The organism is Streptomyces sp. NPDC030809 (assembly GCF_055572195.1).
This window is the reverse complement of the sequence record NZ_JBVIDV010000002.1, coordinates 55,876-69,826: the sequence shown is the minus strand read 5'-3', so window position 1 is coordinate 69,826 and position 13,951 is coordinate 55,876. Positions and strand designations below refer to the sequence as shown.

Genomic DNA, 13,951 nt, shown 5'->3' with positions numbered 1-13,951 from the left:
CGGGACGGCCGGCTGCTGGTCCAGGAGCGAGGTGTCACCCGCGAGTCCGCCGGCACCGTGCGGCGGTGCCGAGGGGCGGGCGCCCGGCCCGGCGGTCAGGACGCCGGGCCGACCACCCCGCGCGCGACGCCCAGTGCGACGAGGTCCTGCGGGCGCAGCCGCAGCTGGTCCGCCGTCAGCGGGGCCTCGTCCAGGGTCCGCTTCAGGATGGCCGTGGCCATCTCCGGTGCGATCACGGAGAAGTAGCTGTCCGGCGTGACCCACGTGTTCCCCGGCGCGGCCAGCGCCAGCGCCCCGCCCGAGCCGCCCTCGCCGATCAGCAGGGTGGTCACCGGCACCCGGGCCCCCGCCACCGCGGCGAACGTGTCCGCGATGGCCGCCCCGGCCCCCGCGTGCTCGGCGGCCGCGTCGTTCGCCGCGCCCGGGGTGTCCACCAGGGTGAGGACCGGGAAGCCGAGCCGGTCCGCGAGCCGGATCAGCCGGGCCGCGGTGCGGTACCCGGCGGGCCGGGTGGCGGTGCCGCACTGGGCCGCGTACGCGACGGTCCGGCCCTCCCGCAGCCCGAAGCCGCACAGCATTCCCGCATCGGTGCCGCCCGCCCGGTCCCCGGACAGCGGCATCCGCAGCTCGAAGTGGGCGTCGAGATAGGCCTCGGCGCGCGGCCGGTCCGGATGCCGGGCCTGCTGCACCGCCTCCCACCCGCTCGCGGGCGGCGGTACGGCGGCCAGCGCGGCGGGGGGTTCGGCCGCCCGGACCGGCTCCGCGGGAGCGGCGAGCACCCGCAGCCAGTCGGCGAGCACGCCCGGCAGCTCCGCGCCCGGCACCACCGCGTCCACGTGCCCGGCCGCGTACTGGCCCTCGGCCGTGTAGGCGGCCGGATCGGCATCGGCCGGGCGCACCCGGGACCCGGCGAAGCCCACCTGCGCCCCGGGCAGGGCCAGCACCACGTCGGCCCCCGCCCCGAGGGTGGCCCAGCCGCCGCCCGTGGTCGGATCGCGCAGCACCGCCAGCTGCGGCAGGCCGGCCGCCCGGGTCAGCACGGACTGCCGGGCCACGCGCTGGAGCTGGGTGAGGGCGATCATGCCCTCCTGCATCCGCGAGCCGCCGGTCGCGATGAGCGACACCAGCGGCAGCCGGCGCTCCCGGGCGTGCACGTACGCGGCTTCGAGCCGGTCCCCCGTGCACTCGCCCAGCGAGCCGCCCAGGAACCCGAACTCGAAGGAGATCAGCACCGCTTCCCGGCCGCCGACCCGCGCGGTCCCGCAGACCACCGACTCCTGCTCGCCGGTGCGCCCGGCGGCCCGCTCGCGGGAGGCGTCGTAGCCGGGCCAGCCCAGGGGGCCGTCCGTGCGGTCCGGGCGCGGCGGGGCGGGGAGTTCCGCGAAGCTGCCGGGATCGGTGAGGGCCGCGAGGGCCTCGCGGGCGGAGAGCCGGTCAGCCATGGAGGGCCCGCTTCATGATCTTGCCCAGGTCGTTGCGGGGCAGCGCGTCGAGGTAGCGGACGGTGCGCGGCCGCTTGTGCGGGGCGAGGCGGCCCGCCACGTGGTCGGCGAGCTCCTGCGCGGAGGGCGGGGACTGCGGATCGGCCGGCACGATCCAGGCGACGACCCGCTCGCCGAGATCGGGGTCGGGCTCGCCGGTCACCGCGGCCTCGCGCACCCCGGGGTGGTCCAGCAGGGCGTTCTCGATCTCCCCGGCCCCGATCTTGAACCCGCCGCTCTTGATGAGGTCGGTGGCCTTGCGGCCGACGATCCGCAGGTGCCCCTCGCGGTCCCGGGTGGCCATGTCCCCGGTGCGGAACCAGCCGTCGGCGGTGAGCGCCTCGGCGGTGGCCTCCGGCCGGTTCAGGTAATGCGTGAACAGGTTCGGCCCGCGCACCTGGATCTCTCCGATGGTCTCCCCGTCGTACGCGTCGAGGACGGCGCCGGACTCGTCCACCAGGCGCAGCGCGACCCCCTGCACCGGCACCCCGACCGTCCCGGGGAGGGAGGCCTTGTCGTCGGCGCGGACGCTCGTGTTCATCAGCGTCTCGGTCATGCCGTAGCGCTCGATCACCCGGCGGCCGGTGGCCGCGGCGATCCGCTCGTGGTCGTACAGCGGCAGCCCGGCGGAACCGGAGACCAGCAGCCGGGCCCCGGCCAGCGCCTTGACCAGCTCCGGGTCCCCGTCCACCGCCTCGGCCAGCCGGTGGTACATCGTCGGCACCCCGAAGAGCATCGTGCCGCCGCCCGCCCCGAGGGCCGCCGTCACCGCCTCGGCGCCGAAGCGGCCCAGGTGGTGGACCGAGCCGCCGCGCCGCAGCGGACCCAGGGTGCCGAGCACCAGCCCGTGCACGTGGAACAGGGGCAGCGCGTGCACGACCGTGTCGGCTCCGGTCCAGTCCCAGGCGTCCTCCAGCGCGTCGAGAGTGCTCGCCACCGCGCGGCGGGGGAGGACCGCGCCCTTCGGCGGGCCCGTGGTGCCGGAGGTGTAGATGACGAAGGCCGCGTCCTCGTCCCCGGCGGCCGCCGCCGGGAGCGGCGCGTCCCCCTCGGTGGGGACCGCCGTACGGGGGAGGGCCGCGAGCGCCTCCGGCAGCTCCGCGTCCGCCGCCGCGAGCACCAGGTCCGGGGCGCTGTCGGCCAGGATGTGGGCCAGCTCCCGGTCGCCGGTACGGGGGTTGAGCGGGACCACGGTGACCCCGGCCGCGAGGGCCGCCACCGCGCCCACCGCCGTCTCCAGGGTGGGCGTGGCCCACAGGGCCACCCGCCGGGCGCCCGCGATCCGGGCCGCCAGGGTGCCTGCGGCACCGGCCAGGCGGCGATAGCTCAGGACCCGGTCGCCGAAGCGCAGCGCCGTCCGGTCCGAAGGGGTCTCCAGGGCAGGGAAGAGTGTGGCCACGGGATCACCCTACGGGGTCAGGGCAGGGGCAGCGCGATCTTCACGGCATAGACCGCGACGAGCCCGTACCCGGCCCGGAAGGTCCACGCGCGGGCCGCGGGGGAGATCCGCGACCCCGCGAACGAACCGGCCGCCACGAGGAGTTGCTGCCAGACCAGGGAGGCCGCGAACACCGCCCCGGCGAACACCGCCCCGCTCGCGCCGCTGCCGAGGGTGCTGCCCTGCGCGGTGGTGAGGGCGGCGAAGTAGAGGGCGGTCGTCGGGTTCACGAGGGTCAGCCCCGTGAACCGGAGGAACGCGCCCCAGGGGGTGGGCCCGTCCCCGGCCCGGCCGGGGGTCCCGCGGTCCGGGGCCCCCGGGCCCGCGTCCGGTGCGGCCGCCGGTGCGGACCGCCCGCGGGACGACCGGAGCCCGTGGGTGGCGATGGCCAGCAGGATCAGGGCCGACAGCAGGCGGACCCAGGCCTCCACCCCGGACAGGGCCGCGGAGACCAGCGGGCCCACGGCCGTGGCCAGGCCCGCGTAGACCAGGTCGACCACCGCCACGGCGGCCGCGGCGGCCACCGCGGCGCGCCGCGGGCCGCGCATGCTCTGCTGGACCAGCAGCACGCCCACGGCTCCCACCGGCATCGCCACACCCAGTCCCGCAGCCGCCCCCGCCAGGGCGGTCGTCGTCAGTTCGCTCATGCCGCCAGTAGGCCTCCGCGGCTGCGCGCTCCGGGGTCGAATATCGGCCAGGACTGCGAGAATCGCGGTATGGACCGCATCGACAGGGAAATCCTCGGCGTCCTCCGGCAGGATGCGCGGATCTCGTACCGGGACCTCGGGGTACGGGTCGGGCTGAGCGCCAACGCCGCCGCCGACCGGGTGCGCAGGATGCGCCGCGACGGGGTGATCCGCGGGTTCACCACCCTCGTGGACCCGGCCGCCGACACCTCGGGCGGGCTCGTCGTCTTCATCGACGTCACCCTGCGGACCGACACCACCAACGAGGAGTTCGAGAAGGCCGTCACCCGCCTGCCCGGCATCACGGAGGTGGTGCACGTGACCGGCGCCCACGACTACCTCGTACGGGCCCGGGCCTCCGACCCGGCCGCCCTCGACACCCTGCTGCGCCGGCTCAAGCGCGAGGCCGGAGTGGCCCACTCCAACACCCGCATCGCCCTGCGCGCCGCCACCCGGCCGGCCCCGTGACCCCGCCCGCCGCAGCCGCCCGCGGTCCGCGGCTCAGAGCGCGGACTCCCAGGTCACGGTGGTGCCGCGGCTGCCCGCACCGGCCCCCGCCGCCCCCGTGGGGCCGTCGTCCACGACCGTCAGCCGTACCGCGCCCCGCCCGTCCTCGCCGGCTTCCGCCGCCACCTGCACCTCGATCGAGGTGACCCCCGTACGCCGGTGCGCCGCGGCCAGCGCCCCCCGCAGCGCCGTCAGCAGCCGGTCCGCGACCGGCTCCGGGACCAGCGCGTCCACCGCCCCGGCGAAGTGCACCGACGGCTGGAAGCCCAGCAGCGCCGCGGCCCCGCCCGTCTCCCGCAGCACCCGGCCGCGGAAGGTCGCCGGCGCGTCGGAGGGCGGCTGCTGGAGCGCGAAGATGGCGGTGCGGACCTCCTGGATCGTCGAGTCCAGCTCGTCCACGGCCCGGCCCAGCTCGTCCCCGACCGTGTCGGCGTCCGGGGCCGAGGCCCCGCGCCGCCGGGTGGCGTCGAGCATCATCTCCGTCGCGAAGAGCCGCTGGACCACCAGGTCGTGCAGGTCCCGCGCGATCCGGTCCCGGTCCTCGAAGACGGCCAGCCGCTCCCGGTCGTGCTGGGCGTCGGCGAGCACCAGGGCGAGCGCCGCCTGAGAGGCGAACTGCGCGGCCAGCAGCCGGTCCACCGCGTCGTACGGCTTGCCGCCCCGGCGGCGCGGCAGCGCGAGGGTGCCGATCAGCTGGCCGCCGCTCTGGAGCGGCAGCAGCATGCTCGGCCCGAAGCGCTCCCGTACGTGCGTGGTCATCCGCGGATCGGTCGCCGAGTCCTCGACGAACACCGGCTCCCCGCCGAGGAGCTGCTCCAGAACCGGGCTGCCGGGCGCGATGGTGGTGCCGACCAGGTCCCCGGGGTCGTCCTGGGTGGAGGCGGCCACGATCTCCATGCCGCCCTCCGGGGTCGGCTGGAGCACCACGCCCGCGGCCGCGTCCGCCACCAGCCGGGCCCGTTCCGCCACGCAGATCAGGGCGTCCTGGGCCGGCCGCCCGGTCAGCAGGGCCGTGGTCACGGCCGCCGCGCCCTCGATCCAGCGCTCGCGCCGCCGGGCCGTGTCGTACAGGCGGGCGTTGCCGATCGCTATCCCCGCCTGCGAGGCCAGCACCCGCAGCAGGGCGAGGTCGTCCTCGGTGAACGGCCCGCCGCCCTGCTTCTCGGCCAGGTAGAGGTTCCCGAACACCTCGGTGTGCACCCGGATGGGGACCCCCAGGAAGGTGCGCATCGGGGGATGGCCGGGCGGGAAGCCCGCGGCCCGGGGGTCGGTGGTGACATCGTCGAGCAGCAGCGGGCGCGGGTCGCGCACGAGCAGGCCGAGGATCCCCGAGCGCCCGTCCGGCAGGCGGGGGATCCCGGCCCGCTCCTCCTCGGTGAGGCCCGAGGAGATGAGCTCGGTGAGCCGGCCGCCGGTCGCGGCGTCCGGCTCGATGATGCCGAGCGCCCCGTACCGGGCCGCGCACAGCTCGCGCGCCGACTCCACGATGTGCCGCAGGGTCGCCTTGAGTTCGAGATCGGTGCCCACGCTGAGCACCGCTTCGAGCAGCATCGGCAGGCCGTGCGGGACGGTGCGCTCGGCCGCCCCGTCGCCGCCGGCCTGCTCCGGTCCGGAGGGGCGGGGCGGTCCGGTCATTCGGACAGCGGGTCCAGCACCATCGGGGCGATCTTCCCTTCGAGCATCGCGCCGAGTCCCAGGACGGCGCACACGTCGGGCCGTTCCGCGATCGCCACGGGCATGCCCGTGGCGTCCCGCAGCATCTGGTCCAGCCCCGGCAGCAGGGCGCTGCCGCCCACCATCATGATCCCCTTGTCGGTCAGGTCGGCGACCAGGTCCGGCGGGCACTCGCGCAGCACCTTGCCGATGCCGTCGAGGACGGCGGTGAGCGGGGTGTGGATCGCGTCGCGCACCGCCGCCGTGTCCACCTGGACGGACCGGGCGAGGCCGGTGGCCACGTCGCGGCCGTGGATCTCGGTGGAGGCGGGGCCGTGATCGGTGATGCCGTTGCCGTGCAGGGCCAGCTGGAGCGGGCGCACCGCCTGGCTCGGCAGCATGAGTTCGTGCTGGTGGCGCAGGTGCTGGACGATCGCGTGGTCGACGGCGTCGCCGCCGACCGCCACCCGTTCGGCGGTCACGATCGAGCCCAGGGACAGCACGGCGATCTGGGTGGCCGCGGCCCCGCACACCATGATCATCGTCGCGGTCGGCTGCTCCACGGGCAGGCCGCAGCCGACGGCCGCCGCGATCAGGGTGTCCACGAGCTCGACCCGGCGGGCGCCGAGCCCGACCAGGGTCTCGACCGCGGCCCGCTGGGCGAGCGGGTCGGCGTCGTGCGGGGTGCAGGCGGCGGCGCGCAGCCGCGGCTTGCGGCGCAGGGCCCGGCGGAGCTTCTCGCCGAGCAGGTGACGGAGCATCCGCTGGGCCATCTCGATGTCGACGACGGTGCCGCCGGAGACGGGGCGGACCACGCGGATGTAGTCGGGGGTGCGGCCGGTCATGCGTTCGGCGAAGGTGCCGACCGCGATGAGTGCGCCGGTGCGGGTGTTGACCGCGGCGACGCTGGGCTCGTCCACGACCAGCCCGGCGCCCTTGACGTACACACGGGTTCGCGCTGCCCCCAGGTCGACGGCGACGTGGCAGCGGCGCAACTGCTCAAGGCTGACGGTCACGGCAGGTCCTCCCGAGGCGGTGACGCTTGCTGATTCAAGACCGGCGACTGCTGGTCACATTTCGCATCTTTTCGGGCATATCGGACATCATGCGCGTTGGGCTGGGCCGGTCGGGGGGTGGTGCCGGTGCGCCGAGTGTGTCGAGGGGTGCTGCACGGGGGTGGTCTTCTGGCGTGTCAGCCCGCACCATGCCGCTACTACCCGCGCGTAACGAGGTAAGGGGGAGGCCGTGCTGACGGTCCGCCAGAGAGTCGTCGCCCTGCTCGCGCTCCTCGCGCTGCTCGGCGCACCACTGACCGCCCAGGCCGCCGAACGGGTGGCGGGCACCGCCTCCCACCAGGCAGAACAGCGCAATCCGGTGGTGTTCGTGCACGGTTACAACGCCGACCCCGGGGTCTGGGGCGGCCTGCGCGCCGACCTCCGGGCCGACGGCTACCCCGACTCCCGGCTCTTCTCGTGGGGTTACGACACCCACCAGTCGGTCAACGAGGTGCTCTCCGGACGCTTCGCCGCGTACGTCGACCAGGTGCGCGCCCAGACCGGCGCCGCGCAGGTGGACGTGGTCGCGCACTCCTTCGGCTCGCTCGTCAGCCGCTGGTACGTCAAGTTCGGCGGCGGCGAGCGGAAGGTCGGCCACTGGGTCTCCCTGGCCGGCCCCAACCACGGCACGTACATCAGCTGGGGCTGCGTCATCTGGGACCAGGCCTGCCGGGACATGAGCCCCGGCTCCTACGTGCAGAAGAAGCTCGCGGAGGGGGACGAGACCCCCGGGGCCGTGGCGTACGCGACCTTCTGGTCGGACTGCGACGAGGTGATCAACCCGGACTCCAGCGTGCCCCTGTCCGGCGCGTCGAACACGTACGCGGGCTGCCTCGAGCACAACGATTTCCTGGGCCACGACGGGGTCTCCGCCGGGGTCCGCGCCTTCCTCGGCACGTGACGCAGCGCAGCCGTCCGGGCACGCCGGAGGGGGTGCCGGGCGGCCGCCGTCACGCCCGGTGGCGGCCGGGTGGCGCTGCGGTGCCCGCCGTCCCGCCGGGCCGAAAAGCACACAGGATCCTTACAGGACGGCAGCGCCGACGCGGCCGGGGGTCGCATAGCCTGCGGGCGCCATGGACTACTGCCACGCCTGCCGGCGGCACCTCAACGGCGCACTGGCGTGCGCCGGCTGCGGAACCCCCGCCGAGCACCTGACCGCCGCCCCTGCGCCGCCCGCCGCTGCCCCCGCGCCGCCCGCCGCGGCGTCCGGGCCGCCCGCCGCTGCGGGGTACGGCGCCGACGGGTACGGGTCGCATGCGTACGGTGCCGGCGCATACCGGCCCGGCGCATACGAGCCCGCTGCGTACGAGGCCGCTCCGTACGAGCCCGGTGCGTACGAGGCCGCCGCACACGAGTCCCCCGGCGTCGGGGCGGAGCTGCCCGCGGTCGAGCTCGGCGGTCCCGCCGCCTTCGCGGAGTACGCGGGCCCCGGCCGGGAGGCCGGGCGCCGCCGGGCCGCCGCGGGCCGCAAGCGCCGCCGGGCCGGTCTCACCGTCGCGCTCGGGCTGCTCTTCGCGGCCGGCGGCTCGCTGGCGGTGGCGGCCCTCACCGACGGCGCCGGCGGCTCCGACCGCGCCGCCACCGTCGTGCAGCAGGATCTCGGCACCCGGCAGCCCGCGGCGCCCGAGACCCCCGGCGTCCCCGCCTCGCTGCCCGCGGGCCCCGGGACGGCGGCCGCGTCGGCCCCCGGCCCCGCCGGGAGCGCCGCCGCCGAACCCGGCACCGCCCCGGCCGACGGGACCGCCGGGCCGCAGGCGGAGCAGACCGGGGACGGCGGAGCCCCGGACGGGACCGGGCCGGGCGCGACGGAGGAGCCGGACGGCTCCGGACCCCAGGAGTCCCCCTCGGCCGGCGAGGGCCCGCGGGAGTCGGCCCGCCCGAAGCCCTCGAAGACGCGCGGCAAGCCTTCGCCCGGAGGCACCGCGAGCACTGCCCCCGCCGGCTCCCCGTCCCCGGTCCAGCCGACCGCGGAACCCACGCAGGACTGCGAGTGGTTCCTGTGGTGGTGCGTCTGAGCCCGGTGCGAGGGCCAGGCGCTCGGGTCAGCCCTGCGGCGGGCTGCCCAGCATCCGCTGGAGCAGGTCGCGCAGGACGGTGCGCTCCTCCGTGCTGAGCCCGGCCAGGGGCTCGCGGGCGAAGTCCAGCGCGTCGCGGAGCCGGCCGGCGGTCTGTACGCCCTCCTCGGTGGCGGCGGCCAGTTTCACCCGGCGGTCGGCCGGGTCGGGCCGGCGTTCCACCAGGCCGCGGCTCTCCAGCCGGTCCACGATCCCGGTGATGTTCGAGGGCTCGCACTTGAGCTTCTGGGCGATCCGGCGCATCGGCAGCGGATCGTAGGACAGCAGGGCCAGGACGCGGGCCTGGGCGCCGGTCAGCTGGTGGCTGGCCGCCGCCTCCTCGTACTCCTCGTGGTAGCGGGCCACGACGGCGCCGATGAGCTCGACGACCTCAAGGGTCAGGGGGTCTGTGCGACGGGGCATGGCACCAGCCTACTCATTTACTTGACAACATGAAATATCCAGGAGCATGGTTGTTTCAGTCCCTGAAGTAATCCGGGGGCGTCCGCAGCGCATCTTTACCGGGAGCACCCATGACCGACTTCCCCGCCGTCAGCCGCGAGTGGCACCTCGTCGCCCGTCCGCAGGGCTGGCCGACCGCCTCGGACTTCGCCCTGCGCGAGGTCCCCGTCACCGCTCCCGCTCCCGGCCGGATCCTGGTCCGCAACCTGCACATGTCGGTCGACCCGTACATGCGCGGCCGCATGAACGACGCGAAGTCGTACATCCCGCCCTTCGAGCTGGACAAGCCGATGGACGGCGGGGCGGTCGGCGAGGTCGTGGCCTCCGCGGCCGAGGGCTTCGAGGTGGGCGACCACGTCCTGCACGGCCTGGGCTGGCGCGAGTACGCGGACGTGAACGCCGCGCACGCCACCAAGGTGGACGCCTCGCTCGCCCCGCTCTCCGCTTACCTCGGGGTGCTGGGCATGCCCGGCCTGACGGCGTACGCCGGCCTCTTCGAGACCGCCTCCTTCAAGGAGGGCGACGCGGTGTTCGTCTCCGGCGCCGCGGGTGCCGTCGGCAGCCTCGTGGGCCAGTTCGCGAAGATCAAGGGCGCCTCCCGGGTGATCGGCTCGGCCGGCTCCGACGACAAGGTCAACCTCCTCACCGAGAAGTACGGCTTCGACGCCGCCTTCAACTACAAGAACGGCCCGGTGGCCGAGCAGCTCCACGGCGCCGCCCCCGAGGGCATCGACGTGTACTTCGACAATGTCGGCGGCGACCACCTGGAGGCGGCCATCGGCGCGCTGAAGGTACACGGCCGCGCCACCCTGTGCGGGGCCATCGCGCAGTACAACGACACCGAGCCGGCCCCCGGCCCGCGCAACCTCGTCGCGGTCATCGGCAAGCGCCTGCGCCTCCAGGGCATCCTCGTCGGGGACCACGCCGGGCTCCAGCAGCAGTTCGTGCAGGACGTGGCCGGCTGGCTGCGCTCCGGGGAGCTGAAGGCCGACGAGACGGTGGTCCACGGCATCGAGAACGGGGCCGACGCCTTCCTCGGGATGCTCCGCGGGGAGAACACCGGAAAGATGATCGTTTCTTTCACCCGCTAGGCTCACCTCCAAGCCGTCGCGATCGTGGGCGCGAGTCGCGGCGTCAACCAGGAGGATCCTTCCAAGATGTCCATCCAGCAGACCGACGTGCTCTACACCGCCGTGGCCACCGCCGAGAACGGCCGCGACGGCCGTGTGGCCAGCGACGACGGCCAGCTCGACGTGGTCGTGAACCCGCCGAAGGCCATGGGCGGCAGCGGCGCCGGCACCAACCCGGAGCAGCTGTTCGCCGCCGGCTACAGCGCCTGCTTCCAGGGCGCCCTCGGCGTCGTCGCCCGCAACGAGAACGCCGACATCACCGGTGCCACCGTCACCGCCGAGGTCGGCATCGGCAAGAACGACGAGGGCTTCGGCATCATCGTCAAGATCGTCGCCGCCATCCCGACCGTGGACCAGGAGCGCGCCAAGGACCTGGTGGAGAAGGCCCACCAGGTGTGCCCGTACTCCAAGGCCACCCGCGGCAACATCACCGTCGAGCTCGCCGTCGCCTGACGCGTCCTCGGCAGCACGTCGGCCAGGCCGCACCCCGCGTTCGGGGGTGCGGCCTGCGCCGTAAGCTGGCCCGATGCGTGATCTCGTGGGGGGTTTCCGGTACCTGCTTGCCGGACAGCGATGGGTGGCCGGACACGGCCGGTGGTTCGGCTTCGGGCTGCTCCCGGGTCTCGTGGCGCTCGTGCTCTACGCCGGCGCCCTGGTGGGGCTCGGCTTCGGCGCCGACGACTTCACGGCCTGGGCCACGCCATTCGCGGACGACTGGGCCTCGCCCTGGCGGGGCCTGTTCCGGGGGGCGCTGACCGGGCTGGTCATCGGCCTCGGCCTGTTCCTGTCGGTGATCACTTTCACCGCCGTGACCCTGCTGGTCGGCCAGCCGTTCTACGAGTCCCTGTCCGAGCAGGTGGACCGGGCCGAGGGCGGCGAGGTCCCGGAATCCGGGCTGCCGCTGTGGCGGGAGCTGTGGATCTCGGCGCGGGACAGCCTCAGGATCGTGCTGCGGGTGGCCTGCTACAGCATCCTGCTGTTCGCGCTCGGGTTCCTCCCGGTGGTCGGGCAGACGGTCGTCCCGGCCCTCGGCTTCTGCGTCTCCGGCTTCTTCCTGACCGAGGAGCTCACTGCGGTGGCCCTCCAGCGGCGGCGGGTCGAGCTGCCCGAGCGGCTGCGGCTGCTGCGGGGGCGGCGGGGGCTGGCCATCGGCTTCGGCGTCCCGCTCGTCCTGGCCTTCCTGGTCCCGCTGGTCGCGGTCTTCCTGATGCCCGGCGCGGTGGCCGGCGCCACCCTCATGACCCGCGACCTCCTCCCCGCCCCGGACCCCACCCCCGCCGCCCCGAACTCCACCCCCGACCCGGCGCCCCCCGCCGACCCGGACTCCACCCCCGACCCGGCCGACGCCTGAGATCAGGCGGGCGATCCGACGCGGCCCGGCACATTCCCGCCCGCCGGTGCGTGAAGCGCGGGGGCGAACTCCAGCCCCGCCGGCGTTTGAGGCGCGGGTCCGGGCGGAGCCCGGTGCCCGGCGGCAGCCGGGTTGTCTTGGGCCTTGCCCCAGACCCCGCTGCTCAAGCGCGGGAGGGGCTGGGGTCGGCCCGGCCGTGGGTGTCCGCGGGCCGTCGTCTCGGGGCTCTGCCCCGAACCCCGCTCCTCAAGCGCCGGAGGGGCTGGGTGTTGCTCGCCGCTCGGCGTGCAATCCGCTCAACGAGCCAGCGCGGCGGGGCAAGATCCAGCCCCGCCGGCGTTTGAGGCGCGGGTCCGGGCAGAGCCCGGTGCCCGGCGCCAGCCGGGTTGCCTTGGGCCTTGCCCCAGACCCCGCTGCTCAAGCGCGGGAGGGGCTGGGGTCGGCCCGGCCGTGGGCGTCGGCGGGCCGTCGTCTCGGGGCTCTGCCCCGAACCCCGCTCCTCAAGCGCCGGAGGGGCTGGAGTTGCGCTGCGGAGGGGCTGGAGGTCGGCCCGGCCGTGGGCAGCTGCCCGCCGTCGTCTCGGGGCTCCGACCCGCCCCGCGGGGTACGGGCCCCGCGGGGGCGGGGTCGGTCAGGGGAGGGCTGCCGTCGTGACCATCGGCGTCCGGTCGTCCGCCTCCGCGAGGAGGCATCCGTCCGGGCCCCAGACGGCCGCGCCCCCGCACCCCGTCCACGGCCCCGCCGGCCCCACGTGGTTGGCCAGGAGCACGGCCATGCCCGTGGCCGCCGCGATCGCCGGATGGACCGAGGCCCGCTCGCGCACCCCCTCGCCCGTGCCGTAGAGCGAGGAGGCCAGGTGCACCGTGCAGCCGTCCTCCGCCCCGCGGCCCGTCAGCTCCGGGAAGTGGTTGTCGTAGCAGGTCGCCAGGGCGAAGCGGACCCCGCCGAGCTCGAAGCGGCCGTCGCGGCTGCCAGGCTCGAACAGGCCCTGCTCCTGCTGGTACAGGCACTGCTTGTCGTACGTCGTCAGCAGGCTCCCGTCCGCCGCGTACACGAACGACGTCAGGGCGGGCAGCGGACCGCCCGTCGGGGCCGCGCAGTTGACGACCACGGCGATCCCGCACGACCGCAACGGGTCCAGCCGCGGGTCCTCCGGGTGCACCCACAGCCCGGGATCGGCGCGCAGCGCCCCGAGCTCGTAGCCGGTCAGGGCGAGTTCGGGGAACACCACCAGCTCGGCCCCCTGCTCCCGGGCCGCCCCGGCCAGGCGCACCAACTCGGCCGCGTTCGCCTCCACATCGGCCGGTACGCAGGTCAGCTGGGCTGCGGCGACTCTCATGCGCGCGCTCCGTTCCCACTCTCGTGCCCGGGTCCGCCCCCGGACGGGTCCTCGGCCGCACTCCCGTGCAGCAGGGTGACGAAGGCGCGGAAGGCCGCCGGCATGTCCACCGCGTCCGGGGCCAGCAGCCACTGGTACTGGAGCCCGTCCAGCACCGCCACCAGCAGCGGGGCCGCGTCCTCCGGGGACAGCCCGGAGGGCAGCCGGGAGCCGAACTCCGCCCGCAGGACCGCGGCCATCTCGGAGCGCACCTGCGCGTAGCGCGCGGTGAAGAACTCCCGCGCCGGATGCCCGTCCGTGACGCTCTCCCCGAGCAGCGCCGAGAAGGTCTGCACGATCCCCGGGCGCATCGCGTTGTACTCCACCAGCGAGGCCAGCAGGTCCAGCCGCCAACTCTGCGCCGTGTGCCGCGAGCCGCCGCCGGTGTCCCAGCGGTCGCGCTCCTCCAGCACCGCGACGAGCAGCGCCTCCTTGGAGGGGAAGTGGTGCAGGACCCCCTGCTGGGTCAGCCCGACCCGCTCGGCGACCGCGCCCAGCGAGGCGCCCCGGTAGCCGCGCTCGGCGATGACCTCCAGCGCCGCGCGCAGGATCTCCCCGCGCCGCTCCTCGCTCCTGGCCCTGGCCATCGGCCCCGTACCCCTTCCCGCACACGGTCGTCCGTCCGTCAGGAGGACCGTACGCCATGGGGAACAGATCACGAAAAGATAACAACACCTACCGCCTTACAGGCGACCGCGCCACCATGGGCCCACCCGCACCCCACCCACCCCAGGAGGCCGGCCGTGGCAGGCGCGA

The 13,951-nt window shown here is 75.4% G+C and carries 14 protein-coding genes; 6 read left to right on the top strand and 8 right to left on the bottom strand.

From position 1 onward, the window contains the following. Positions 1-95 precede the first annotated feature (95 nt). From ACZ407_RS03025 to ACZ407_RS03015, 3 genes are read right to left on the bottom strand one after another with little or no spacing between them, the layout of a single operon-like run. Positions 96-1,442: a carboxyl transferase domain-containing protein gene (locus ACZ407_RS03025; protein ID WP_468125010.1), complete on the bottom strand. Its 1,347-nt coding sequence runs from the start codon at positions 1,440-1,442 to the stop codon at positions 96-98. After that, on the bottom strand, positions 1,435-2,880 hold the full coding sequence (locus ACZ407_RS03020; protein ID WP_468125008.1) for an acyl-CoA synthetase: 1,446 nt from the start codon (positions 2,878-2,880) through the stop codon (positions 1,435-1,437). The genes ACZ407_RS03025 and ACZ407_RS03020 overlap by 8 nt, the downstream gene beginning before the upstream one ends. 17 nt (positions 2,881-2,897) lie before the next feature. After that, positions 2,898-3,566 (bottom strand): LysE family transporter, encoded by a 669-nt coding sequence (locus ACZ407_RS03015; RefSeq protein WP_468125007.1) that lies wholly within the window; start codon positions 3,564-3,566, stop codon positions 2,898-2,900. Between the two features lie 69 nt (positions 3,567-3,635). Between ACZ407_RS03015 and ACZ407_RS03010 the strand changes: the two genes are divergently transcribed. Further along, the gene (locus tag ACZ407_RS03010; RefSeq protein WP_468125005.1) at positions 3,636-4,073 is read left to right on the top strand and encodes an Lrp/AsnC family transcriptional regulator; all 438 of its coding nucleotides are present in this window, start codon (positions 3,636-3,638) and stop codon (positions 4,071-4,073) included. Between the two features lie 33 nt (positions 4,074-4,106). On the opposite strand, the gene ACZ407_RS03005 is transcribed toward ACZ407_RS03010, so the two are convergent. Both ACZ407_RS03005 and ACZ407_RS03000 read right to left on the bottom strand, forming a co-directional pair. Continuing rightward, positions 4,107-5,747: a sensor histidine kinase gene (locus ACZ407_RS03005; RefSeq protein ID WP_468125003.1), complete on the bottom strand. Its 1,641-nt coding sequence runs from the start codon at positions 5,745-5,747 to the stop codon at positions 4,107-4,109. Beyond that, on the bottom strand, positions 5,744-6,781 hold the full coding sequence (locus ACZ407_RS03000) for a rod shape-determining protein (RefSeq protein WP_468125002.1): 1,038 nt from the start codon (positions 6,779-6,781) through the stop codon (positions 5,744-5,746). Before ACZ407_RS03000 ends, ACZ407_RS03005 begins: the two co-directional genes overlap by 4 nt. A gap of 229 nt (positions 6,782-7,010) precedes the next feature. On the opposite strand from ACZ407_RS03000, the gene ACZ407_RS02995 reads away from it, so the two are divergent. Beyond that, complete coding sequence (locus ACZ407_RS02995; RefSeq protein ID WP_468125001.1) at positions 7,011-7,721, top strand: alpha/beta fold hydrolase; 711 nt, start codon at positions 7,011-7,013, stop codon at positions 7,719-7,721. A gap of 172 nt (positions 7,722-7,893) precedes the next feature. Next, entirely contained in the window at positions 7,894-8,835 is a 942-nt protein-coding gene (locus ACZ407_RS02990) for an SCO2400 family protein (RefSeq protein ID WP_468125000.1), read from the top strand. A 27-nt stretch (positions 8,836-8,862) separates the two neighbouring features. Here the strand turns inward: ACZ407_RS02990 and ACZ407_RS02985 are convergent, their stop codons facing one another. Next, positions 8,863-9,297, bottom strand: a complete 435-nt coding sequence (locus ACZ407_RS02985) for a MarR family winged helix-turn-helix transcriptional regulator (protein WP_468124999.1) — start codon at positions 9,295-9,297, stop codon at positions 8,863-8,865. A 110-nt stretch (positions 9,298-9,407) separates the two neighbouring features. Here ACZ407_RS02985 and ACZ407_RS02980 point away from each other — a divergent pair, with 110 nt between their 5' ends. The 3 genes from ACZ407_RS02980 to ACZ407_RS02970 all read left to right on the top strand — a co-directional run bounded on the left by ACZ407_RS02980 (position 9,408) and on the right by ACZ407_RS02970 (position 11,817). Further along, complete coding sequence (locus ACZ407_RS02980) at positions 9,408-10,427, top strand: NADP-dependent oxidoreductase (protein WP_468124997.1); 1,020 nt, start codon at positions 9,408-9,410, stop codon at positions 10,425-10,427. 66 nt (positions 10,428-10,493) lie between these two features. Beyond that, positions 10,494-10,919: an organic hydroperoxide resistance protein gene (locus tag ACZ407_RS02975; protein ID WP_468124995.1), complete on the top strand. Its 426-nt coding sequence runs from the start codon at positions 10,494-10,496 to the stop codon at positions 10,917-10,919. Between the two features lie 73 nt (positions 10,920-10,992). Continuing rightward, positions 10,993-11,817 carry an EI24 domain-containing protein gene (locus ACZ407_RS02970; protein ID WP_468124994.1) on the top strand — a complete coding sequence of 275 codons (825 nt, stop codon included), beginning with the start codon at positions 10,993-10,995 and terminating at the stop codon, positions 11,815-11,817. Positions 11,818-12,448: 631 nt separating this feature from the next. On the opposite strand, the gene ACZ407_RS02965 is transcribed toward ACZ407_RS02970, so the two are convergent. Both ACZ407_RS02965 and ACZ407_RS02960 read right to left on the bottom strand, forming a co-directional pair. Beyond that, on the bottom strand, positions 12,449-13,156 hold the full coding sequence (locus tag ACZ407_RS02965; RefSeq protein ID WP_468124993.1) for a carbon-nitrogen hydrolase family protein: 708 nt from the start codon (positions 13,154-13,156) through the stop codon (positions 12,449-12,451). Continuing rightward, complete coding sequence (locus ACZ407_RS02960; RefSeq protein WP_468124992.1) at positions 13,153-13,782, bottom strand: TetR/AcrR family transcriptional regulator; 630 nt, start codon at positions 13,780-13,782, stop codon at positions 13,153-13,155. Before ACZ407_RS02960 ends, ACZ407_RS02965 begins: the two co-directional genes overlap by 4 nt. Between the last annotated feature and the right edge of the window lie 169 nt (positions 13,783-13,951).